17 protein-coding genes are annotated in these 23,707 nt (G+C 43.6%); 5 read left to right on the top strand and 12 right to left on the bottom strand.

Annotation, left to right across the window (positions count from 1 at the left end; all coding sequences use genetic code 11):
- Positions 1 to 12 precede the first annotated feature (12 nt).
- The 4 genes from H8B17_RS00395 to H8B17_RS20740 all read left to right on the top strand — a co-directional run bounded on the left by H8B17_RS00395 (position 13) and on the right by H8B17_RS20740 (position 4,274).
- A complete protein-coding gene (locus H8B17_RS00395; protein ID WP_190307210.1) occupies positions 13 to 927 on the top strand; it encodes a DUF4238 domain-containing protein in 915 nt (304 codons plus the stop codon).
- Positions 928 to 1,250: 323 nt separating this feature from the next.
- On the top strand, positions 1,251 to 3,053 hold the full coding sequence (locus H8B17_RS00390; protein ID WP_190307209.1) for an AAA family ATPase: 1,803 nt from the start codon (positions 1,251 to 1,253) through the stop codon (positions 3,051 to 3,053).
- Complete coding sequence (locus tag H8B17_RS00385) at positions 3,053 to 4,009, top strand: hypothetical protein (RefSeq protein ID WP_190307208.1); 957 nt, start codon at positions 3,053 to 3,055, stop codon at positions 4,007 to 4,009. The genes H8B17_RS00390 and H8B17_RS00385 overlap by 1 nt, the downstream gene beginning before the upstream one ends.
- A 133-nt stretch (positions 4,010 to 4,142) precedes the next feature.
- Positions 4,143 to 4,274, top strand: a complete 132-nt coding sequence (locus H8B17_RS20740; RefSeq protein ID WP_262891635.1) for a hypothetical protein — start codon at positions 4,143 to 4,145, stop codon at positions 4,272 to 4,274.
- Positions 4,275 to 4,484: 210 nt separating this feature from the next.
- Here the strand turns inward: H8B17_RS20740 and H8B17_RS00380 are convergent, their stop codons facing one another.
- The 7 genes from H8B17_RS00380 to H8B17_RS00350 all read right to left on the bottom strand — a co-directional run bounded on the left by H8B17_RS00380 (position 4,485) and on the right by H8B17_RS00350 (position 18,412).
- Positions 4,485 to 6,995 carry a zinc-dependent metalloprotease gene (locus tag H8B17_RS00380; RefSeq protein WP_190307207.1) on the bottom strand — a complete coding sequence of 837 codons (2,511 nt, stop codon included), beginning with the start codon at positions 6,993 to 6,995 and terminating at the stop codon, positions 4,485 to 4,487.
- A gap of 12 nt (positions 6,996 to 7,007) precedes the next feature.
- Positions 7,008 to 8,426, bottom strand: coding sequence for a RagB/SusD family nutrient uptake outer membrane protein (locus H8B17_RS00375; RefSeq protein WP_190307206.1), 1,419 nt, complete (start codon positions 8,424 to 8,426; stop codon positions 7,008 to 7,010).
- Positions 8,427 to 8,436: 10 nt separating this feature from the next.
- Positions 8,437 to 11,670, bottom strand: coding sequence for a TonB-dependent receptor (locus H8B17_RS00370; protein WP_190307205.1), 3,234 nt, complete (start codon positions 11,668 to 11,670; stop codon positions 8,437 to 8,439).
- Between the two features lie 121 nt (positions 11,671 to 11,791).
- Positions 11,792 to 12,850, bottom strand: a complete 1,059-nt coding sequence (locus H8B17_RS00365; protein ID WP_190307204.1) for a FecR family protein — start codon at positions 12,848 to 12,850, stop codon at positions 11,792 to 11,794.
- 78 nt (positions 12,851 to 12,928) lie between these two features.
- On the bottom strand, positions 12,929 to 13,495 hold the full coding sequence (locus H8B17_RS00360; RefSeq protein ID WP_190307203.1) for a sigma-70 family RNA polymerase sigma factor: 567 nt from the start codon (positions 13,493 to 13,495) through the stop codon (positions 12,929 to 12,931).
- A 252-nt stretch (positions 13,496 to 13,747) separates the two neighbouring features.
- Complete coding sequence (locus tag H8B17_RS00355) at positions 13,748 to 16,894, bottom strand: error-prone DNA polymerase (RefSeq protein ID WP_190307202.1); 3,147 nt, start codon at positions 16,892 to 16,894, stop codon at positions 13,748 to 13,750.
- Between the two features lie 18 nt (positions 16,895 to 16,912).
- On the bottom strand, positions 16,913 to 18,412 hold the full coding sequence (locus H8B17_RS00350) for a Y-family DNA polymerase (protein ID WP_190307201.1): 1,500 nt from the start codon (positions 18,410 to 18,412) through the stop codon (positions 16,913 to 16,915).
- 49 nt (positions 18,413 to 18,461) lie between these two features.
- Between H8B17_RS00350 and H8B17_RS00345 the strand changes: the two genes are divergently transcribed.
- Positions 18,462 to 19,193 (top strand): hypothetical protein, encoded by a 732-nt coding sequence (locus H8B17_RS00345; protein WP_190307200.1) that lies wholly within the window; start codon positions 18,462 to 18,464, stop codon positions 19,191 to 19,193.
- A gap of 154 nt (positions 19,194 to 19,347) precedes the next feature.
- On the opposite strand, the gene H8B17_RS00340 is transcribed toward H8B17_RS00345, so the two are convergent.
- The 5 genes from H8B17_RS00340 to H8B17_RS00320 form a co-directional block, all read right to left on the bottom strand.
- Positions 19,348 to 19,581 carry a toxin-antitoxin system YwqK family antitoxin gene (locus tag H8B17_RS00340; RefSeq protein WP_190307199.1) on the bottom strand — a complete coding sequence of 78 codons (234 nt, stop codon included), beginning with the start codon at positions 19,579 to 19,581 and terminating at the stop codon, positions 19,348 to 19,350.
- 80 nt (positions 19,582 to 19,661) lie between these two features.
- On the bottom strand, positions 19,662 to 20,483 hold the full coding sequence (locus H8B17_RS00335) for a helix-turn-helix domain-containing protein (protein ID WP_090632407.1): 822 nt from the start codon (positions 20,481 to 20,483) through the stop codon (positions 19,662 to 19,664).
- A gap of 94 nt (positions 20,484 to 20,577) precedes the next feature.
- Positions 20,578 to 22,059 carry a cysteine--tRNA ligase gene (cysS, locus tag H8B17_RS00330; RefSeq protein WP_190307198.1) on the bottom strand — a complete coding sequence of 494 codons (1,482 nt, stop codon included), beginning with the start codon at positions 22,057 to 22,059 and terminating at the stop codon, positions 20,578 to 20,580.
- Positions 22,060 to 22,153: 94 nt separating this feature from the next.
- The gene (locus H8B17_RS00325) at positions 22,154 to 22,609 is read right to left on the bottom strand and encodes a TlpA family protein disulfide reductase (RefSeq protein ID WP_190307197.1); all 456 of its coding nucleotides are present in this window, start codon (positions 22,607 to 22,609) and stop codon (positions 22,154 to 22,156) included.
- Between the two features lie 83 nt (positions 22,610 to 22,692).
- Positions 22,693 to 23,688: a type I glyceraldehyde-3-phosphate dehydrogenase gene (locus H8B17_RS00320; RefSeq protein WP_190307196.1), complete on the bottom strand. Its 996-nt coding sequence runs from the start codon at positions 23,686 to 23,688 to the stop codon at positions 22,693 to 22,695.
- Between the last annotated feature and the right edge of the window lie 19 nt (positions 23,689 to 23,707).

Here is a 23,707-nt window from a genome sequence, read left to right as displayed (position 1 = left end):
TAATTACAAAAAATGAGCGAGCCGAAGAAACACCATATCGTACCGCGCTGCTATCTCGAAAAATTTGCTATTAGAAATCGGGGTGATCAACATTATGTTGATGTTCTGTTTAAAAAGAAGAATAGCACTGAAATCCACGAGAAAGAAATATCAACGATATGCTCAATTAATCAATTTTATACTTTTGATGGTCTACCGGAAAAAGAAAAGAGATGGTTGGAAAAATACTATTCCCACCATATTGAGAGCGTTTATCACGATATATATGATAAACTGACCGATCCTTCTATCGACATAGTGACTCCAGAATTTAAGACGAAAATTTTGGCTTATGTCATTTCCCAAGAGTTACGGACTACCAAAATTCCCAATGCACTCAATTCGTTAATGAACGGTGTGCTGGAATATGCTTTTTTAGCACATGAGCAATTGGGGACAAAGAAGCAAATAGTTTCAGAGGATGGAAAAGTCATTGATCTTGAAGGTAAAACCCTTGAAGAAGCCTTTAAGGAAAGTAATAGTTCAAATAGACAGGCAGCTAATCTTGAAAGTGTCAAAAGACTAAAGCAAATCTCCGAGTTGAAATCCGGATACCACGTCATGATAGTTCAGTACAAAGGAGATTTGGGATTAATATCGAGCGACCGTCCCGTTCATATCACCGAACCCCTGTATTCACCAAATTGTATAATTCGATTGCCGATTGACAGAAGTCATATTGTCTGCCTCTATCCATATAATAGAGAGGTTGAACCCAATTCTTATCGAATTTTACGATTAGAACACAGTGAACAGGCTTCGATGCCTTTGGCTTTATCATTGAATATATTACAAATTGAACAATCGGAGAGCTTTATTTATGGGAGAAAAGCGAACATCGAAGAAACAATGAAGCACTACAATAGATTACTTTCTAAAGACAAATAAGCTATCCCTCAAAATATAAACTGTTGAAACTTTGGTCATCGTCTATCCAACATGACAAAACTATGTGGACGCATCTTATAAGCTCCCAATCGTGGAAGCTGTCACCATTATTTTACTCACGTTAAGAAAATGGCTTCTAAATTAAGTACTTTGTGCAGTCCTTGCTATCCATATACTTAAGACAATAACTAGATAAATCATTTGCTTATCATCACCTTGTTCTTTATTTCTGAAATAAAAAGACATAGAAATGTATAACGATACCTATGTGTTTATAAAAAGTGACTATCTTTCGATTTTAGAATTTCCTGAATAATAAATTTATGCGTATAGTAGCTTTATATATTCCTGAAGGAGTTTTGCCCTACGTATTTGGAGACAATCACACAGAAATAACTCTGAATTTTGGTGGAATTAACCTCTATGCCGTGACTAACGGCGAAATCGTCGATATTAAACCCAATCCTTATTATTTAAATGACATTTTTAAAGATGGCATCTCATTGTTTTCGTGTATTGTAGGCAGTAATGGAGGTGGAAAAACATCACTCCTTAAACTCATCACCAGCAGTTGGCATTGCATGTATGTAATTGAGAATGATAATAACGAATTTTGCATTACGGAAAATCCGGAGCAGTTTCATCGTGTATATTATACCCCTTACCTGAACGATGTTGCCTTTTCTTCTGTTCGTAAAAATGGGAAAGACCTTTCAAAAAATAGTTTAATTAAAAACGACAATCATGGGGACAGCGGTCTTTTGAATGATTTTTTGGAAGCACATTTTTCCGAAAACACGAAACGCTGGATAAAATTTAACCATTTTTATCGGAAACTTGAAAACATACGTGTAGTTCTTCCGACATTTGAAAGGCTAACTTTAAGTCTGAAACATTTTGATCTATCCGTCCATCAACCAGATCGATTTCACCAAACCCCATACCAGCTGAGACCTGCAATTAAAAGTATTCTCAAAACCATTGAAAATGAGGCGGCCGAGAAAGAAAAAATGGCACTTGAAGGTCACGATCCACACGGCGCGGATATTGAAAAAATGTATTTCCCAGTTCGCTTTGAATACGATCTTTATGAGGCTGCACTCGCAAAACTCGTTTCCATTTTTGAGCGTGCTGGTAATAAATATCTTGACGAAGGTATTATTCCTGAAGATTTTGAGGAACGACTGGCGGAGTTAGATGTAAGAGGCTGTATCAAGTGGTTTCTCGAAAACACAGGAGTTTATAGGGGAAAAGAAAAATACGAGTTCAACCAACATATGGTGATGCTTGAACTCATCGATTACATGGTGTCTTTGCTCGGGTCTGAACGGGTTACAGACAATTGGCGTAAGATTATAATAGATGAATCTGAAGCTCTCCGCATCATTGAGCTTTATGATCAATTCAATAAATCCTTCAATAACGAATGGTTTGATTTTGATGAGAAGCCGATGTTTGGCTTTTTGCCGGACATTGCAGTCAGTTCAGGAGAACAATCCTTTCTTAACCTTTTCAGTACGCTCTATTATCACGCTGAAAACATAAAAGCAGGAATTGAGATAGACGAATATAACTTTCATTCACTTAGCGACATAAAAGAAGATATTCTCCTTTTACTTGATGAGGGTGATAACGCTTTTCATCCTCAATGGAAAAAGGCATATGTAAGATACCTTAGAGAGTTGCTCCCATTAATTTTTCAAGGGTTCAAGGTACAAGTAATCATCACTTCGCATGATCCACTTACCCTTTCGGATTTACCTAAAAATAATGTCGCCTATCTGGAACGCATTGATGGCCGTACCGTTTTGGGGAATTCAACCGAAAAACGGACGTTTGGTGCAAATATAGCAGACCTTTTAAAAGATTCTTTTTTTGTCAAGGACGGCCAGATTGGTGATTTTGTAGCTCACGTGATTGACGACGTTATCCGGGATATTCGTAATCGCCAAATATCAGCAGATCGAAGGATTGAAATAGAGCGGACTATCATGGCGATTGATGAACCAGTTTTGAAATTTAAACTTGCAGAAATGTTGGCAGAAGCTTTGGGTAGCCGCGAATTTGAATTGCAGTTAATTGATGAAGAAATTCGCAGATTAGAAAAAAGAAAGGAGGATATATAATGTTCTATATCGACCAAACTACGACTAGCTTTATCCATGCCAGAGATGAACATTATACGAACTTGCGGTATATTATCAAAAAAAAGCTATTAGGCAAATGGTTTACCGAACCTCACCCTAAGGGACTAAGCAGAAAAATCAACCAAGTTAAAAACATCCATTCCAGTGTTCGAACTTTTTTAAACGATGATAATAATCTTAAAGATGTATTGATCGGTACACCGGATGTACTGGATAAGATAAAAAATAAATTTACAGCCAAAAAACAAAAAGATAGTGTAAAGAACCTATTCAGATACGACGCTTTTATTATTAAGGACGAGGACCAAACTTTTGGATTTTATAATGGTTACCATTTGGCAGAAAACATGCCAATAAACACCTGTGTTTATTGTAATCGATTATATACCCATACAATTATAACCGATAAAAGGGAATTTATCGCACGGCCAACATTCGACCATTGGTTCCCCAAAGCTACTTTTCCATTATTATCCTTGTCTTTCTATAATCTAATTCCAAGTTGCAACGTATGCAATAGCAGCCTGAAGGGAATGAAAACAATGGCGTTAGAAAATACTTTTCATCCATATCTTAAACATGCTGAAGACTCCCGTAGAATGAATTTTAGTTTTTCCTACACACTGGAAGATCACTTATCTGCTGAAAGTAAGATCGTAGCGCATAATAAATTTAGCGAGGATAGCATTTCCGCAATGAAAATGAGGGAGATTTATGAGGTTCATCACGAAGAAATTAGGGAATTGATATATTTAAAGAAAGCATATTCAGAGGGGTATATTTCGTCTTTACGCTCAATTCTTAAGGTACCATTGTCACCTGAAGAAATTTATCGTCTTGCATTTGGAGTATATTTGGAAGAAGATCAATTGATTAGGAGGCCGTTGAGTAAGTTAAGAAAGGACATTTTAGGGGAACTTGGACTGTTAAAGTAAAATTGTTATTAATAGAATAATGACTTTAGAAGAATTTATTCTGAATGTGTAGCTGGCACCCGAAAATTTATTCGGTAGGGCAAAATCACCAACTGATTATATTTTAAATTTATCATTGAGAATTCCGCTCCTTATGAAGTACCACGGCGGCGTCATCCGCTTGGGGCGCGGCCAGACCCCGCAAGCAGCCGTTCAGGTTGGTGCAGTGCTGTACGATAACGTGGATGACCTCACCTTCGACCTGCAATTTGCCAGTAACCAATAATAACCTGGATTGTAGGATTTCGCGGCGGTATTTCTCGAATATCGCCACTCAATTTAACCGGTCAGTTTAAGATAATTCCACCATATGATTGGAACCAAATTTTAGCATTTAGACACTACTTGGGAAAACTTATCAATAAACTTTCCATTCTAAAACGAGAGTGTAAAAAAAGTGTGTTTCTGATACAGAAACACACTTTTCACACGTAGCTTATTTATCTTTTAAAACATTTGTGATTCGTAACGTTACATCTTCAAGATGATATCTCGTCAATTCATCTTTGGTTTTAGACGCTTTCTTTTCAATTCTTCTCTTCAAGTTATGCAACAGGTGACGAACTATAGACTGTACGTCGCTATTAACCGTTGTCGGTTCAATGATCGTAAACATAGCTCCCGGAGTTGCAGGTTTGGTCTCTGGCTTGATGATAGCACTTAAGCTCGTTATATACATTTTTTGCAGATTTCTTCTGTAAAGTGTGATTGATTCCTTCGTATCAAGTTCAGACCAGATTCCTTCTGTCACATCATTCAAATACTCGGTCAGCGTATAAGGGTCGGATGATCTTTCCGCACTTTCTATGATCATTAGAAGCATACCCGGGGAAAGACAGCGAAGTGCTGCTTCTTGTAGCGATGAAATCTTCTTTACCGGCCATTCGTTAAGTTTGCCCAAGACATCTTCAGAGATCAGCCAATCCGGCGTAACGAAAACCTGTTTTATCAGAAAATCCACAGCTTCTTTTTGCTTACTGCGTTCAACTATCTCTACCTGATCTCCCGGCTCCATCGAAGACTTATTGGTAAAGTATACCCCACCTATATTTTTCATTACGTGGTAAATATAGCGCTGATATTGGGTAGTGACCTCGCCGTACAATTCGTTGAAATTATCATAGGTGTCTCCCTCTTCCCGGGTCCATTCCTCTAAGTTAGCCATCACTCTTTTGAGATTTCTTATCCCATATTCACTGGCCTTCATGGAATTATCGCCAAGATCTTCACTTTGGCTACGGGGATCCTGGAGGCTTCCTTCTCCGCCAAACCAAAGTTTCGGATTATCGGCAAGCCGCTTGGTAGTCATCCCAAACAGAAGTTTCCGCTCTTCATCATAATCTTTAGCGCGCACATGACCGTAACCCCACTCTATAGCCCATTTATCGTATTCCCCAATGCGCGGGTATATTCCCTTTGGTCCAATGCTATCTTCCGGTTGGGCTACATAATTAAAGCGTGCATAGTCCATAATTGAAACGGTGTGTCCGTTTGCTTCTACCCAGGATTTATCCCTTAATTTTTCTACCGGAGTCTGGCTGCTGCTTCCCATGTTGTGACGCAGGCCAAGCGTATGTCCGACTTCGTGCGAAGATACGAATCGGATCAAACTCCCCATCAGTTCATCATCGAACTCCATCTTTCTGGCGCGTTTATCAATGGCTCCTGCCTGTACCATATACCAATTCCGCAGGATTTTCATAATATTGTGATACCAACCTATGTGGCTCTCCAGAATCTCTCCGCTTCTCGGATCGTGGACGTTAGGGCCGTAAGCATTACTCACCGGCGAGGCCAGGTAACGAATAACCGAGTACCTTGCATCTTCCATACTCATTGTAGTGTCGTTTTCAGGCCATTCTTTTGCATAAATAGCGTTTTTAAAGCCTGCCTGCTCAAAGGCTACCTGCCAATCATTTACCCCGGCAATCAGGTATTTCCGCCATTTTTTCGGCGTTGCTGGGTCTATATAATAGACGATGGGCTTCTTTGGTTCCACCAGTTCACCCTTTTTGAATTTTTCTATGTCTTCATCTTTGGGTTCAAGTCTCCACCTTACGATGTGGGATACCGGCTTGACACTCTGTTGTTCGTCGCCAAATCGAGTCAGCTCATCTGCAAAATACCCAACACGTTTGTCGAAGTAACGTCGTTGCATGGGGGTTTTTGGTAAGAGAAGAAAAGAAGTATTTAATTCCATGGTTATAAAACCTGTCTCCATACCGGCAACTATTGGCTTTTCAGTTGGCCGATAAGGTCCCGTGGTAGGTGTTACTGTAAAAGTTTTTACCGAATGGACTTCGGTATTAATCGGGAACGAACGGATCCCTGAAATATATGATTTGTCTGCGGCGATGTTGGTGATTTTTATTGCTTTTTTTTGATAAGGTGTCAAAGAAACTACCTGATTATCTCCTTTAAAGAAATCGGTGACGTCGATAACGACGCCATTCTTACTTTTTGAAAACGCGCTGATATCAAAACTGGCAACTATGGGATCAAGGCTCGAAGCCTTCACCGCTCGCGTTATGGCTTGCGTGGAATCTTTGCTTTGAACCACCAGAATGGAAGCCCTTAGAAAAACGTTGTTATCCGGTCCCTTTTCCCAATATACCGTCTGTTGATTGGCTAACTCACCTCCATAAAAAGTGGCTGCGCCCGGTGTTTTGACAAATCTGGTTACCGCCAGTATTTCACGGTTCATGATGGTGTCCGGCAATTCAAAAAAGTACTTCTCTTTCACCTTATGCACTGTAAAAAGTCCGGGTGAACTTACCGCCTCATCTGTAACCACCTCCTCGTAGGGCTTTATTTTAACAGGTGGACCTGGCGTTTCTTTCTTCACCGTGTCGCTTGGGTTTTTTACAGATACATCTTTTTCCTGGCCCAAGACAAGACATGGTACAGCCACTAATAGCGGCAAAACTACTTTAAAATTGATTTTCATTATGTGATCTATTTACTGATTTTGATATCCGGGGTTTTGAGGATTAAGATTAGAGTTCCGACCTATTTCCGTCGCCGGAATCGGTAACAATTTGTCCGTTGGCTGCCATGTTGTTGGTTTGTAAGCTCCCAGAACCACATCGGCCTGTCCTGTTCTGATCAGATCCGGCCAACGGTGTCCCTCAAAACATAGCTCAACGAAACGTTCTTGCGCTACAGCGTCAAGCAATTGAGACTGGGTAACCGCAACAGTTTTTGGAAGCCCGGCTCTTAACCGTATAACATCAATGTCATCGGCAGCTCCGGGAAGATTAAGCTGAGCACGGGCTTCTGCCCTAATCAGATATTGCTCGGCTAAACGGAAAAATTTGGGCTGATCGGAATTAGTTGTTCTATCTCGGTATTTGAATAGATAATTATATCCAGGGGAAGGCGTAGACTGAAAGCGAATAAAAGCATCCTTACGTTTATCGGGTGTGAAGGTTATGGGGTTAGTCTCAAAAGCATTAACCAATTTATCACTTGGCAGAAAGCCGGGGGTTGCCGGATTTGGCAATGAGATATTTGGCACAAATAATCCCGCAGTATAATTATATGTTCCCGCAGATTGAGAACTGAACCAAAGCTCAAAGATACTTTCAGGCGAATTCGATTTAAGAACGTCATCAAAGTTTTCTGGTAATGAAAAAGTATTATTTTCGATAAGGAGTGATGATTTTTCGATAGCTTTATTCCAGTTTTCGCGATATAGATACTGCCGAGCATTTAACGCTTGTGCGGCCTGCTTTGTGATTCTTGTCCGGACACCTCCATAAATATTGAAACCATCGGGAAGCAACACCTCGGCCTCCTCCAGCTCCTCGGTTATAAAATCATTAATCTCCGTAACTGGCGATCTGGACAATGTGTTATTCGCACGGTAGTCTGAACTGAGAGCAAGAGGAACGTCTCCAAAATATTGCGCGAGCATAAAATAAGAATAAGCGCGAAGAAATTTAGCTTCTCCTATAAATTGGTTCTTCTTGACCGTATTAAGGTCCGTTTTAGGTGTCACGTTTTCAATCAGTGAATTGCACTGATAAATAACATCATAAGCATTGTTCCATAAATTTGATACCGCCATATTGGCTACAGATATCTGATTTGTTGAAAATTCAATACTATTTACCGCTGGAGTGAGGACTTTAGCTTCATCGCTTAACGCTGCATAGATCGAGTAAAAATTACCATTGTAAAGACTTCCAGTTTGCTGTAATTTATAATAAATGCCGTTAACCGAAGCCTCGATGTTCTTTTCATTGTCATAGGCTTTATCTGTACTGATGACCCCAACCGGCTCGGTTTCGATTAATTTTTCGCATGACACGAATACCAGGCACATCAGGAACAAGACAAATTTATCTTGAAGTTTTATTTTTTTATATATCGACATGATTTTCAAATTAGAATGTTAGATTCAGCCCCATGGTGTAAGTCTTCAGCATGGGAACCACATTACTGTTTCCTTCCGGATCATCCCCCTTGAACTTGGAGATAGTAAAGAGATTGTAGCCCGTCGCATATGCACGGAGATTACTGAGCCCCAATCTTTTAACAGAAAATGTATAACCCAAGGTAATATTCTTTACCCTGAAATATGAAGCATCATCAAATGCAAAATTACTCTGGTTAATCTTGCTATTGTTGATGGCAGCTGCTGTACCCGGAGCAGCAGCACGTGGCACATCTGTAATATCACCGGTCTGCTGCCATCTTGATAGTACAGACGTTGGGAGATTGTATACATCACCGATTCCGGCATAGATGTTATAATTTTTTAGTACGCCTTTTACGAACTGCGAATTTACCGTAAGATCAAAATTTTCATAATTTAGTGTATTGTTCCAGCCACCGAAAAGATCAGGTAATCGCTTTCCAATAACTTGATAGTCTGGAGTATAGCTTGTTATCCCACCATTTCCGTCAACATCTTCGAATAGGGCAAGACCCGTTTGCGGGTCAACGCCTTGATAATTAAAACCCCAGATCAGATCAAGTGGAGAACCTTCCTTATACAAATATTTGGCTCCAAATGTGGCATTTTCAAGTGCGGGGAGGCTAACCAACTTATTTTTGATAAAACTGATGTTGAAAGAAGTAGTCCATTTAACCTTTTTATCAATAAACGGTACCAGGTTGAGGTTCAGCTCATACCCGCTATTGTCTACAATGCCCGGCATATTTCTGATAATGTTGTTAAAACCGGTTACAAGTGAAAGAAAATCGCTATAAAGCATTCCATTTGTCTGAGACTTATAATAATCGGCCACAATACTGACCCGGTCCTTAAAGAGGTTGATATCTGCGCCTACATTGAATTTTTTAGTTTCTTCCCATTTTAGGGCAGGATTGGCAAGATTACCAACGGCAATAGTCGGATTGTTCATATAAGGTGACAAGGCGACAGGACTTGTGGCGATATATCTGAAAGATCCTATCCCATCAGTTCCCGTTGTTCCGTAACTGGACCGAATCTTGATAAAGACATCTGTGCCGAAAAATGACCTAAAAATAGGTTCCTCTGTTAGGATGTAAGCCCCTCCAATTGACCAGAATGTCCCAAATTTGTTTTCCGGGCCAAACCTGGATGAACCGTCCCTTCTAACTACCGCTTCTAACAGATAGCGCTCATTGAATTTATAATTAATGCGTCCAAAGATGGATGCGAATTTATAGGGTTCCTCGGAATAGGTCCTGAAGCCCACTGTACCGGCAACAATCGTATTCAATTCATCCATTGCATTGGATGGAGTACTAGTAGAGATATTCGTGGTACTTCCAGAGGTATTTAGATAGGTTCCTCCAAGCAATGCCTTAAGATTATGGTTCCCAAAGTTCTTTTCATAATTTAATTTTGGTTCGATATTAATCGTCAAACCATCAGAATATCCATAACTTCCTGAATTACTCCCATCTTCTGCAATTGAAGAAGTAGAAGGTGCAAAGGACGAATTCTTGCCAGAATTGTTGTTGAAGCTAACATCTGTCCGGAAATTAAGCTTGTCATATATATTGTAATCCATATATACATTCCCAAGTAGTTGATTACCTGTTGAGCGGTTGTAGCTTGTCAATTGTCTATTAGGATTGATATAGGGGCTATAGGCTGTAAGGTTGTCCATTCCATTGCTAGACTGAAAAGGTATTATCGGTAATGCGTAATATATGACTGCGGCAATAGCACCGCTATAGGTGTTGTTCTTGGAGTAAGTGTAGCCGATTCCCCCTCCGGCTTTCAGTCTTTTGGACAATCTTGCATCAACTCCTGTCCTGAGATTGTATCGTCTATTGTACCAATCACCTTTAATAGTTGAATTTTCGTCCCTGAAGCCACCACTGAAAAAGTAGTTTATTTCATTGCTTCCTCCCGAAAAATTCAACTGATAATCTTGTGCCAACGCTGTGTTGTAAAGTTCATCGCCCCAATTCGTATTTATCGTATTATCCATGAACAGATCAGGGGCGTCCAGTGCGGTATAAGTAATATTATCATTCTTATAAGCTTCCTTACGAATCATTAGGTACTCGTCAGCAGACAGAACCGGAGCCAGTTTGGTCGGGCTAGTCAGGCTGCTATATGCCTGTAGACTGACCTGGCCCCGACCCGTCTTTCCTCGTTTGGTGGTGACCAATATCACCCCATTTGAGCCTCTTGCGCCGTAAATTGCCGTCGACGACGCATCTTTGAGTACTTCTACCGATTCAACATCCGAAGGAGCTACTGAAGCTAGATCGGCGGGTACATTGTCTACGAGGACAAGCGGTGAGCCTGCGTTGATTGAATTTATTCCTCTAATCCTTACACTAACGGGCGAGCCTGGTGTCCCAGATTGATTTGAAATTTCGAGTCCGGGAACTAGCCCCTGCAAGGCGGATAAAAGATTGTTTACAGGTTGTTTTGTAATTTCATTAGCTGTTACCCGAGAGACCGACCCTATAAGATCTTTTCTTTTACTTTCACCATAGCCCACGACCACTACCTCTTGCAAGGAATGTTCATTGGCTTTTAACACAAAGACTTGCTGTCCAATACTGTTCGCTATATTGATCTCGGTCTGATAAGTTTCGTATCCGAGAAAGTTGATCTTAATCGTGTATCTGCCAGAGGGAACATCTGGAAACCTAAATTCACCATCTCTATTGGTAACCGCAGCAAGTTCTTTTTCGGTAAGCAGCCTTACTGTTGCTCCAGGAAGCGGCATATTCGTTTTGTCTATTACCTTACCGCTGAAAGCAAGATTTTGAACAGATTCCTTCTGTTTAACCTCCTCGGCTTTCTTTTCAGACAAGGTGATGACCTTGTTCCTCATGATCCTGGATTCAATGTTGGTGCCCTCCAAAACTTTTGTCAATAGCGCGGAAAGATCTTCATTTTGAGCTGAAAGGGTTATCTCTCTTTTGACAGGAACAACGTTGTTACTATAGATAAAACGGTACCCGCTTTTTTGTTCAATGATCTTCAAAGCATCCGCCAAAGGGACTTTCTCAAAACTTACGCTAACAGTAACCTGTGAAAAAACGCTTGCTGAACAATTTATAGCGAGGAAAAGGGAAAGAGCTATAATTTTCATTTGTAAGAATACTAACCGAACGGTTAAGGCTTTATAATTTATTCTGAAGAGTCTGTATTTCTTCATACATTTGTTTTGTTAGTTGATAAATTGATTATTTTTTCCGTAGTGGGGAAATTTAGTCTGAGAGGCTGACTGCTTGCCGAGGAATGCTTCCAACATTTCTCGGTTCTTTTTTATCTCCCAGCTAATTGATGGTTACTACCTTTTTGTTTATTTCATAATTAAAGGGTTTAGTAATTTTCATTAAATCTAAAATTTCTCGGAGACTTTCCTGTTGAAAGATGCCGGTGTAATAGTATAACTTATATTTTTCATTCTTAAACTTTACCTTAATATCAAACCTTCGCTCTAAAACACCCGCTATTTCACTAAATGAAGTGTTATCAAAAACAATCTTATTTTGAAGCCAAGCTGTTTCTGCAACTATTGAGTCGCCTTTTGAAAGAGTGGTAACATTTTCGAGCCTTATCTTGGAGCCGGTGTCGCCTGACAAGAGGCTTGTTATTGTTCCCTTTGTCTGGTCTTTATTCACCGTGAGTTTTTCTCGTGGCCGCAGAGTAATATGCTCGCTCGGCCGATCGGTAAAATTCACATCTATTTTCCCACGTATTAACGAAGTCTCAACATAATTATCGCTTGGATAACTTTTGACATTGAAAGCGGTGCCTAGAACCTTTATATTAATCTTATCCGTGTGGATAATAAATGGAGTCTTTGGATCATGTTTAACATCGAAAAAAGCCTCACCAGTCAGCCTCAATTCCCTATGACCATATCCAAAGTTATTTCGATAAGTAATTTTAGAATCCGAATTCAACCAAACGGTCGAACCATCGGGAAGTTTGATATTCGTTATAGACCCTTTGGTTGCTGCAACTTCTATACGAGCTGGAATGATTAGTTCCGTTTTGAACGTCAGAAAAGCAGCAATAACCATAACAATGGTTGCGGCAATTAAAATATAACTTTTTGTTTTATGGTTATTCCAGAATCGTTTGCGGCTAACCGGTATTTTACTGTGGGCAGGTTGCTGAAGTTGTAACTTCAACTGATGAAGTGCATAGGCCTGCTCGGCTTTCAAGATGCCCTTGTCGTTATCGACTGGTGCTTGTATAAGTAGATCGTAAAGCTTTTTTTTGTCCGGATAGGCACGCACATAGCATTCCAATTCATCCAATTCGATGACTGAAGCCTCACCGGCAAGTTTTCTGCTTATAAGTTGATAAAAACGTTCTTCCGACATCCTGTATTATTGCTCATTATTATAAGGACAATAAAAAATGATGTTACCACCGGTCGGAAAGTATTTTTTTTTGAATAGTTAGTCTTTTAAATTTAGACTCTTCAGGAAAGTCCCTATTTTTTTTAACGCATTACTCATATGTCCTTCTATCGTATTTACAGAAAGGCCTAAGATTTCCGCGGTGTGTTTATAACTAAATCCCTCATGTTTGATCAGTTTATAAACAATCTGGCATTTCGAAGGTAATTTATCAATGACCTGTGCCAACATGTTTTCCAGTTCGTTAAAAACGAGAGATTCTTCTACCGAACGGGTCTGGGGAACGTCCCCTCGGTCAATATCGTCGATAGAGACAAACCTTTGTTTTCTTTCTTTTTTCAGATAATTAAGCGCAGAATTTTTTAGAAGAATAAAAATGTATAATTTGAGATCTTTAATATCAGTTAGTTTTGATTCCATAAACCACAATTTCATCATTGCGTCGGCATACAATTCTTCAGCTACTTCTTCATTTTTTGTAATCGTAGTTGTAAAACTGATTGCTGATTGATATAGCTGCACGAATAGTACCTTATATGCAGTTTCGCTCCTTTCAAGAGCAACGGCTTCCTGTAATTCTCTAATCTGGAAGGACTTTAATTGCATCAATAGTAATTATTTATAACACGAAGTTATTAAATATTTAAATATTGTACTGGTGCGTTAACTTTTAAGATCAGATAAGTTCAATAACATTTTCTTTACATATTGTTTTTTTGCTTCTAACAGATTAGCTTTTCCAGCGACGTCTCGTTATGCACCGAAAATCTGAATGATTTCGTAAAATGGAGAATGTACTTGGATGTGATTTGACCTGTTTGTTATTCACTCATTAAGGTCTCAGGCTTTTGCATTTTGTTACTGGAAATTCCGTCCCTTATGAAATACCCCGGCGGTGTCGTCCGCTTGGGGAGCGGCCAGACCCCGCAACCAACCATTCAGGTTGGTGCAGTGCTGTACGATAACGTGGATGACCTCTCTTTCGATCTGCAATTTGCCGGTAACCAATAATAGCCGGGATTGCAGAATTTCGCGACGGTACTTCTCGAACATCATGCCCCAGACTACCAGGTTGGCAAAACCGGTTTCGTCCTCGATAGTGACGAACAGTACGCCCTTGGCTGTGCCGGGCCGTTGCCGAACGGTGACCATGCCGCACACTTTGACGAACATGCCATCTTTCATAGTTGCCAGCGACCCCGTGGGCGTGACGTGCAGTAAATCCAGTTTTTCGCGCAAAAAGCTAACGGGATGTGCCTTGATGGACAGCGCTGTGCTGGCATAGTCCTGTACAACATGTTCACCAGGAGTCATCAGCGGTAATTCTATTTGGCCTTCTTTAGTGCATTCGGACGGCTGGCCCTCGAAAAGGGCAACGGGTCTATCGGCCAGAGCCGATACTTCCCAGAGTGCTTGTCGGCGGTCCAACCCCATGGAACGGAAAGCGTCGGCGTCGGCCAGCCGCTCCATAGCTGCCAACGGCACACCGGCATCGACCAGTGCGGTAACCGTAGTGTATCCCGCTCCAGGGCGCCCGCTGACCAACACATCCATGTCGTCCTCACGCAACCCTTTGATCTGCCGGAATCCGAGCCGGAGCGCATGGTGTTTCATCCCAAATATGCCTTCCAGCGTATGGTCCCACTGTGAACAGTTCACGTCCGCGGACCGCACCTCTACGCCGTGCTTACGGGCATCAATGACAATCTGGGCGGGCTGATAAAAGCCCATAGGCTGGCTGTTGAGCAAGGCCGCGGCGAATATATCGGGGTAATAACATTTCAGCCACGAAGATATGTAGACCAACAAAGCGAAGGAAGCAGCGTGGCTCTCGGGGAAGCCGTAACTCCCGAATCCTTCGAGTTGCTTGAACACGCGGTTGGCAAATTCTTCCGTATATCCTTTCTTTACCATCCCGTCCACCATCTTTTTGTGGAAGGCGGACACTTGCCCCTTGGCCTTGAATGTGGCCATGCTCCGGCGGAGCGCGTCGGCCTCCGCGTCTGTGAATTCCGCGGCCACGATGGCGATTTCCATCGCCTGCTCCTGAAACAAAGGCACGCCTAAGGTCTTCTTCAAAATGTCCCTGATTTCTTCGGATGGGTAGTCCTCAGGTTCCTCACCGTTGCGCCGCCGTAGATAAGGATGTACCATGTCGCCCTGAATGGGCCCCGGTCGAACAATAGCCACCTCGATGACCAAATCGTAGAATTCGCGAGGACGTAGGCGTGGCAGCATGGACATCTGGGCGCGGCTTTCGATCTGGAATACGCCGAGCGTATCGGCCTGACAGATCATGTCATAGACCTTCGGGTCATCCTCGGGAATGTTTGCCAATGTCCAATCCTGGCCGTAATGCTGTTTGGCCAGATCGAACCCCTTGCGGATGCACGTCAACATGCCCAGGCCCAATACGTCCACTTTCAAAAAGCCGAGCGCTTCAAGGTCGTCCTTATTCCATTCGAGATTGGTGCGATCTTCCATCCGGGCATTGATGATCGGGCAAAGCTCGTGCAGGTTGCCCTGTGTGATGACAAAGCCGCCGGTGTGCTGCCCGAGCTGTCGGGGGAAGCCCATGTACTGGTAAGTCAGCTCCAGCACCTTCCGTAAGTGGGGGTCGTCGGCGTTGAACCCCTGCTGAATCAGCAATTGTTCGTCGATGTAATCATCCCAATGGCTGCTGACGGTACCCGCCAGACGGCCTACGGCATCGAGCGACAGCCCCATGGCCTTGCCCACGTCGCGCACGGCGCCTTTGGAACGCACCTGTGTAACCGTGGCCACAATGGCGGCACGGTGACGGCCATATTTTTCGTAGATATATTGGATGACTTCCTCCCGGCGCTCGTGCTCGAAGTCCACGTCGATATCGGGCGGTTCGTCCCTTGCATCGGACATGAATCGTGCAAATAGCAGCCTGAACTTGGCTGGATTGACCGAAGTAATTCCCAAACAAAAGCAGACCGTTGAGTTGGCTGCCGATCCACGCCCCTGGCACAGGATGTCGCGTTCCCGAGCGAAACGCACATAGTCATGGACCGTCAGGAAATATGATGCATAGTTTTTCTTTTCGATGAATGCCAATTCCATGTTGATGGTTTTCCGGACTTTCTCGGGGATGTTCTCTCCAAATCGATCCTTTGCACCTTCCCAAGTAAGACGGGTCAGTTCTTCCTGTGGGGTGCGGTCATCGGGGACAAGTTCCGTTGGGTATACGTATTCCAACTCGTCGAGAGAAAAAATACAGGCTTCAGCAATGGCCGTGGCATTGCGGATGGCCTCGGGATATTGCCGGAACAGCCGGTCCATTTCGTCAGGTTGCTTGAGATAACGTTCGGCATTCGGATGCAGGCGGTAGCCAGCGGTCTGGATGGTGCATTTTTCACGGATGCAGGTCAGCACATCCTGTAATTCGCGGCGATGGGGTATGTGGTAATGAACGTCGTTGAGTGCCACCATAGGCATATCGAGCTGTTGGCATAACTGGTGAATGCGGAACAGCTTCTTCGCATCATCGCCTGAGTACGTCCGTACGGCACCCAGACACAGGTGGCTACCGAGGGTATTGCGGTATTCGGTGATGTGGCGGACATAATCCGCATCTACCTCAAAGGTATCAGTCAATTTATCGGGTGGTACGGCGATAAATTCCATACCCTCGGCATGTTTATACACATCGGCTCTGTTCAGATAGCACTCGCCTTTCTCGGCGCGAATATTACCCACGGTAAGCAGGGTGGATAGTCTGCCGTAGGCGTCGCGATCGGTGGGATACGCGAGCAGGCTGGGGCCATCGAGCAAATCGAGCCTGCAGGCAGGTATGAGCCGGATGTTGTGCTTCTTTGCGGCCATATGAGCCCGCACGATACCGGCAAAGCTGTTTCGATCCGTGACGGCGATGGCTTCATAGCCCAATGCTGCCGCCTGCTCCATCATTTCCTCCGGGTGGGACGCCCCACGTAGGAAGCTGAAATTTGTCGTGACCTGTAATTCCACGTATGCCATATCCTTCTGAACCTATCGTTAAGCGAAAAATCCGTGCAAAAACCAGCGCTGTGGGCGATCGTCTTCGTAATGACCAGAGCGATAGAGCCAGTACCGGCGGCCCTTGTCGTCCTCGACATGATAATAATCCCGGTGTTCGCCTATGTCCATCCACCATTCACGTTCGATGCGCTCCGGTCCGTCGGCTTTTTTTATCGTATGGGTTTCCCCTTTATGCCGGAATAACATGGGCGGATAGTCCGGTATGGGTGCTGTAACTTCAATCGGTTCGGGTGAAGCCAGCAGCCGCGTGGGCCGCGGCCGGTCGCTCTTCCAAAGCGTGGAAGGTTTTTCGGTAATCGAAGAGGCTTCCTTGAATGATCGTTCCGGCCAGTGATGCTCGTCGGGCAGGTAGCGATAGATAGCCCTGATACCCGCGCGGCCCTTCAGCCGGTCGATCAGTTCAGAAAGCGCCGTATCTTCCAAACCGGGCACGCCACCCCAGAGTGCTTCCTGTACGGGATCGGAATCCTCTACTTTACTTGCTTCCAGCACGAACAGCTCAATGCCCAACGCCGGTTCGATGTAGGGCACTTTCAGGCCGAACAGCTTCGCGAGGTGGGGTACGCTGGCTGTAGCCCGACTGGTCGTAATACCCACCTGCACAGTTTTACCATCCACGCGGTGGCATTTCAGCGTAGCAATCCGCAGTCCTTTGCCCTCACCGGAGAGCCGCTTACAAAGCGCTTCCAGCAGCTTGTCGATGGCGATCTCGATGCTCGTAGCCGTGCGGACGGGTTCGAGGCACGGCAGCCGTTCGACATAGGGAGGTACTGGCCGTAGCGGCAGGATGGGTTCATCATCCCGACCCAGGGCTTGGCGTAAACGCAACGGTAAGTCTTCGCCAAAGCGCCGGCGCAATACGGATGGCGGCATGTGTATGAAACTGCCTACGGTGCGCAGGCCGAGTTTGTGTAACCGGCCCACCACCACCGGCTCCAGCCGCAGTGCTGCGGGTGGCAGGGATAGCAACGCGTCGGTTTCTCGACCGCTATCCTCAATAAGATCGTTACCGAAACGGGCCATCGCCCAGGCCGTACCAATCGTCCCGGCGATGGCCATACGTGCATGGAATCCCCGCTTCTGTAATTTGTTCACAATTTCTTTTAGGTACAGCTCTTCACTTTGCCACAGATGAGGGCAGCCACTGATGTCGAGAATAAGCCCGTCCGGTGGGTCCTCGGCAACGACAGGTGTATAACGGATACACCACAGGCCCAACACTTTCAACAACCTTTCAGCGAGCCCCGCACTTGCATCGGCGACCCCCAAATCCGGCAAACAGGCCTTGGCGTCGGCTACGACCATTCCGCGGGAGACGCCCTGCACTTCGGCCGCCGCATTTGCTTCCGTAATGACCATTCGGCCATGTATGGGTGCTGCCAGCACAAACGGCATATTACGCAGTTCCGGTTGCCGGATCGTGTGCCGATCTGTGGTAAGGTAGGGAAACCAGATCGATGCGAAACGCTTTTCCATATTGGGTTAACTTATTCTCTTTAATTGAGTAGACCACTCCCTTGACTGTTTGGCCGGTAAAACCGGGACGAAACGTCCCTGCGACCATTCCAGTTGCCAACAACCCGGATTGCCGTTGCGTACTTTCAGCAATTCCGTCTCCCATCTTGGAAAGCCGACACCCGGCAGGCCATCATCCAACAAGCTCGGCAGTGGACGGATGCGCCAGCGTGCGACGCAGGCCGTCGATCCAATCACGCGGGGGTTGCAGCGTAGAATCAATCCCGTCACCTGGCTTTTCTCTACGGCCAGTTGTAACCTACGGGATTGTACGAAATCCATTTCCTGCAATTCGGCTACGACGGTTGTCAGGCCGGTGCATTTAAGTGCCTCTTCGGTAGCCCATAGAACGTCACGCTCCTTTGCGATGTCTACAAAGACGACCCGGTCAGGCACAACGCCGAACGCTTGGATCGAGGGCGGGAACAGCAGTCGGGATGTACTTATCCAGAGGCAAACGCCATCTCCCACGGTGAGCCGGGAGACTAACCCGCCAATAAACCCGCTGGTAGCGGCACTATCCTCTCTGGACATACTGATAAATTCGTGGACTCCGAAAGAGGGGAACACGGCATTCGGGAATGCTTCCTCGACCGGCCCGAGGCCAACTCGTTCCGTCGTATTGACTTCAGGCCGTGTTACACCCTGCCACCGTAGCAGCTCCTGCTTTAATCGGTTCACCGTTTCGCGTTTGTTTTCCTTTTCCATCTCCATTGCTGCCGAATTGGGACATCAAAACTAATACTAATATTTTTAGTATGCAAGGTTCGTGGAAATTTTTAGGAAAGGTACTGGATTGCGACAGCTGAGGTGTACTATTCATTCAAAGACGAAGGGCCAGGTATTTAGGCTATTTGAGAAATATCCTGCTTTGTATAATTTTTGGTTAAAACCTCTCATTTGATCGTTTTTTTGTACGGCTGTCCTTTGGCATCATAGGTTGTCCATTCTCCGTCAGGTTCGCCACTATTAAAGTGGCCTGAACGTTTTATGGTCCCATCAATTCTATACCACTCCCAATAGCCTTCAGGTTTTCCGTCGACAATTTTTCCTTTCGACCAGATTGTCTGTCCATTAGCGTGATATTTTATTGTAAAACCGTCAATTATTTCTTGGGCTTTATCTTTCATTTTTTTATACCATCTTGATTTGCTGTATCGTCTTTTACAATGACCGCCACTCCCAAATATATGCAATAACTTCCTTCTCCTTAACCAAGCCGAAATTCAGTAGGGGAAATTCCCGCCAATCTTTTGAAAAATCTACTAAACACTTGAACATTTTCAAAGCCGAGTTCGTACGCTATTTCAGAAATATCTTGCTTTGTATAATGTAGTAAGTTTTTCGCCTCTAATAGAATACGTTCATGGATTAGCTGAAGCGGTGACTTTTCATCAATCTTTTTAAAAGTATTGGTGATGGTCTTTGGTGATTTATGTAGTAATCCCGCATAGTAAGAGACATTATGCTGTTCCTTAAAATTTTGTTCGACGAGGAAGTTGAACTCCCTAATCAGGTTATGCTGGCTATCATCGATAAAAGATAAAGTGCCTTGCATTTTATATAACCTTGTGCAAAGTATCAAGATACGCTTCAGGACGATTTGAAGCATTTCAAGCTGCAGCTCATCTTTCATTTCCAATTCCGTATCGGTTAGATTCCAGGCATCGTTCATTACGGCAAATTGGGACTTGTCAACCGTAACAACCGGTATTTTGGCTGGCGTATAGTACAATACGCCTTTACAGCCGACTTCACTATCGTGGTTGATTATGCAATAGAACTCTGAATTGAACCGAAGCATTTTCATCGCATTAATCTGCTTATATTCAACCTGATGATATTGCGAAAGGCTAACAATCTGGTTATTATCAAAAGTATGTTGAATACCATCAATGATCAGTTTGTTCCCATCGGACTGAAACCAAAGCAGCTGTAAGGCCCCAGATACAATCGGTCTGAAGCTTCTGAAATTATTGGCATCGATGTATTCCAACTCAAAGTACTCGTTTTGCTGTCCTTGATAAATCATTTAAATATTCAATTAGGGTAATCGTAAATAGTATCAAAATATACGCATAATCTTCAAAAAGGCAATCTGATGTAAAGCAAATCTTTAAATCGGATCAATAATTAAAGGTAGTTTCGTCTTTTCTATCGTTCAATTTAATACCTAATTCGGTAAGCCGGTTGCGTATCTGGTCTGACAAGGTAAAATTTCTGTCTGCCCGAGCTTGATTCCTCATTTCAATAAGTAATTTGATCGTGCCATCGAGCTTTTCAGCGTTGCCATTGTGTACGCCCGATTTCGCCTCCAATCCAAGGACATCAAAAACAAATCTCGACATAGACCTACGGAAGCGTTCTATATCGGCCGCTAAGAGGGTCGCCTTCTTGTCTTTAAGGTGATTAATAAATGTGACGCCTTCAAAAAGATGCGAAATAAGGATTGGTGTATTAAAATCGTCATTCATCGCATCATAGCATTTTGCTTTCCAGCCAGCGATGTCAAGTGTCGATTTATTTCCCGGCTCAACCTTCGATAAGATATCCATTGCATTCATCAGGCGTTCGTATCCTTTTTCAGCGGCCAAGATCGCATCATTCGAAAAGTCCATAATACTTCGATAGTGCGTCTGTAGCATGAAAAATCTTGTTACCGAAGCTGAAAAAGCTTTGCTAAGAACAGGGTTTTTACCACTTAAAACTTCTCCCGGCAGAATATTATTCCCACTTGATTTGGACATTTTCTTTCCATTCAGCGTTAGCATATTTGCGTGCAGCCAGTAGTTGACCGGCGGATGGCCCGTGCAGGCCTCTCCCTGAGCTATCTCACATTCATGATGTGGAAACTTCAGGTCCATACCTCCGCCGTGGATGTCAAATCTTTGTCCAAGGTATTTTGTGCTCATTGTGGTGCACTCCGTATGCCATCCTGGAAACCCATCACTCCATGGGGAAGGCCAGCGCATGATATGGTGGGGATCGGCACGCTTCCAGAGGGCAAAATCCTGTTCATTCCGTTTGTCAGACTGCCCGTCAAGTGCTCTGGAGTTATCCAGCGTATGCATTAAATCCCGATGGCTGAGCACACCATAATCATGATCCTCATTATACTTTACCACGTCGAAATAGACCGATCCATTCGATTCATAAGCATAACCCTTATCGATGATATTTTGTATGACATTGATCTGCTCGATCATATGACCGGTCGCGGTTGGCTCGATACTGGGCGGCATTAGATTGAATTTTTGGAGGATATTATGAAAATCAACAGTATAACGTTGAACAATTTCCATAGGCTCAAGCTGCTCCAAACGGGCTTTTTTGGCAATCTTATCCTCTCCGTTGTCCATGTCGTCAACCAGGTGCCCGACATCGGTGATGTTTCGGACGTAACGGACTTTGTAGTCTAAATGCAGCAGATAGCGATAAATGATATCAAATGACAGAAACGTCCTCACATTTCCGAGGTGTACGTTGCTGTACACCGTCGGACCGCAGACATACATCCCGACACGACCTTCTTGAATGGGTATGAATATTTCCTTTTGGTTCGAAAGGGAGTTATATATTTTAAGTGTATGATCTTTATATGTAGGCATATTGAATATTAAAAAAATCTGGCAAGTATAGAAGTCGATGCGGATTGCCAAATATGAATACGTTTCTGTCTTTAAGTAAGAAGGAAAATTTCACTCAATTTTGCAATTCTTCGGCGATGGCATAATCCAACCATAGCAATGCCCGATTGGGATCTGAACCAAATATGGACCGGATGACCTTCCCATTTTTATTTACCAAAACCCAATGAGGTGTTCCGCCAGCGCGGTAATCGTGAAAAGTGGTCGCCATACCGGCATCCCTGAAGACAGGAAACCTAACATGCAATAGCGCTAAATTTTCAATAATTTCATCATCTGTATATTCGGGTCCTTCAAAATTACTGTGAATCCCGAATAGGTTAATCTTGTCCCCGTGCTCATAGACCATTTTATTGGCAAATGGGATAGCCCTTCCTACGCATCCCGGGCAACCCAAATAGAAAAAAAGGATCAATAAGGGTTTCCCTTTAAAGTTAACGTACCGTGGTACCTCTTCCTGCCCGATACTTTCCAAATGCCAGGGTTGTATTTGATTATTCAGAATTTCCATAACGAATGATATAAAAATTCCCCTATCCTTTTAAGAGAAGGGGAATGGAATTAATATATGTAGGCACGGCAGTTAAAATCAGCTTATTCCGGCTGCCATATTGATTGAATCTGTCTGATCATTTGGTTGGTAAAACCCCATTCATTGTCATACCACGCCATTATTTTCACCAGGTCTCCATCAACAACCCTTGTCATTTCTAAATCTATTGTAGAAGCAAAAGCGCTTCCGATAATGTCGGTTGATACAAGGGGTTCACCTGTTACCGCAATCACTTTTTCATACCGTTCTGTAGCCGCTTCTTCTGACAAAATCTGATTGATTTCCTCAACTGTAGTAGGCCGCTCAGCGATAAAAGTAATATCCGAAAGGGAACCAACAGGAACGGGAACCCTAACGGCGACGCCGTCGAACTTTCCGTCGTACTGAGGTAATACTTTAGTAGTTGCTATGGCCGCTCCCGTAGCAGCGGGGGCCAAATTCAAACCGGCAGCTCTCCCCATCCGTGGCTCTCTTTTCGAAGGAGCATCAACAAGGCTTTGTGAAGTCGTATAGCCATGTATGGTATTAAGAATGGCTTTTTTAATACCTAATCTTCTTCCCAATATTTCGATTATCGGACTGATATTATTGGTCGTACAACTCGCACAGGAAAAGACCAATGTCTTATCATCCGTGGTATTTACCCCATAAACCACGGTTGGGGTGTCTTTTGTTGGGCCTGAAATTACGGCTGCTTTAGCGCCGGCCAAAATATGACCTTCAGCGTCGGCACTGTTGGTAAATATTCCGGTACTTTCAATAACGACGTCTACTTTCAGCGCTTTCCATGGCAGCTCTGAAATGTTGCGCAGACTGGAATATTTGATAGCTTTCTCACCCACAAACAGGGTGTCACCTTCAAATTTCACATCTTTTGCATACTTACCGTAGTTGCTGTCATATTTAAGAAGGTATGCAGCGTTTTCTATCGACATCAGATCATTTATGCCGACCACTTCAAGATCGTCGGTTTCAGAAATCAGTTTCAATGCTGCCCGTCCTATTCGGCCGAATCCGTTAATTGCTACTCTTTTCATAATATTTTATAGTCATTTT

Origin of the sequence: Sphingobacterium arenae (assembly GCF_014692505.1) — a bacterium.
Lineage (GTDB): Bacteria > Bacteroidota > Bacteroidia > Sphingobacteriales > Sphingobacteriaceae > Sphingobacterium > Sphingobacterium arenae.
The sequence above is the reverse complement of the archived record's forward strand: the minus strand, read 5'-3'. Positions and strand labels throughout refer to the sequence as shown.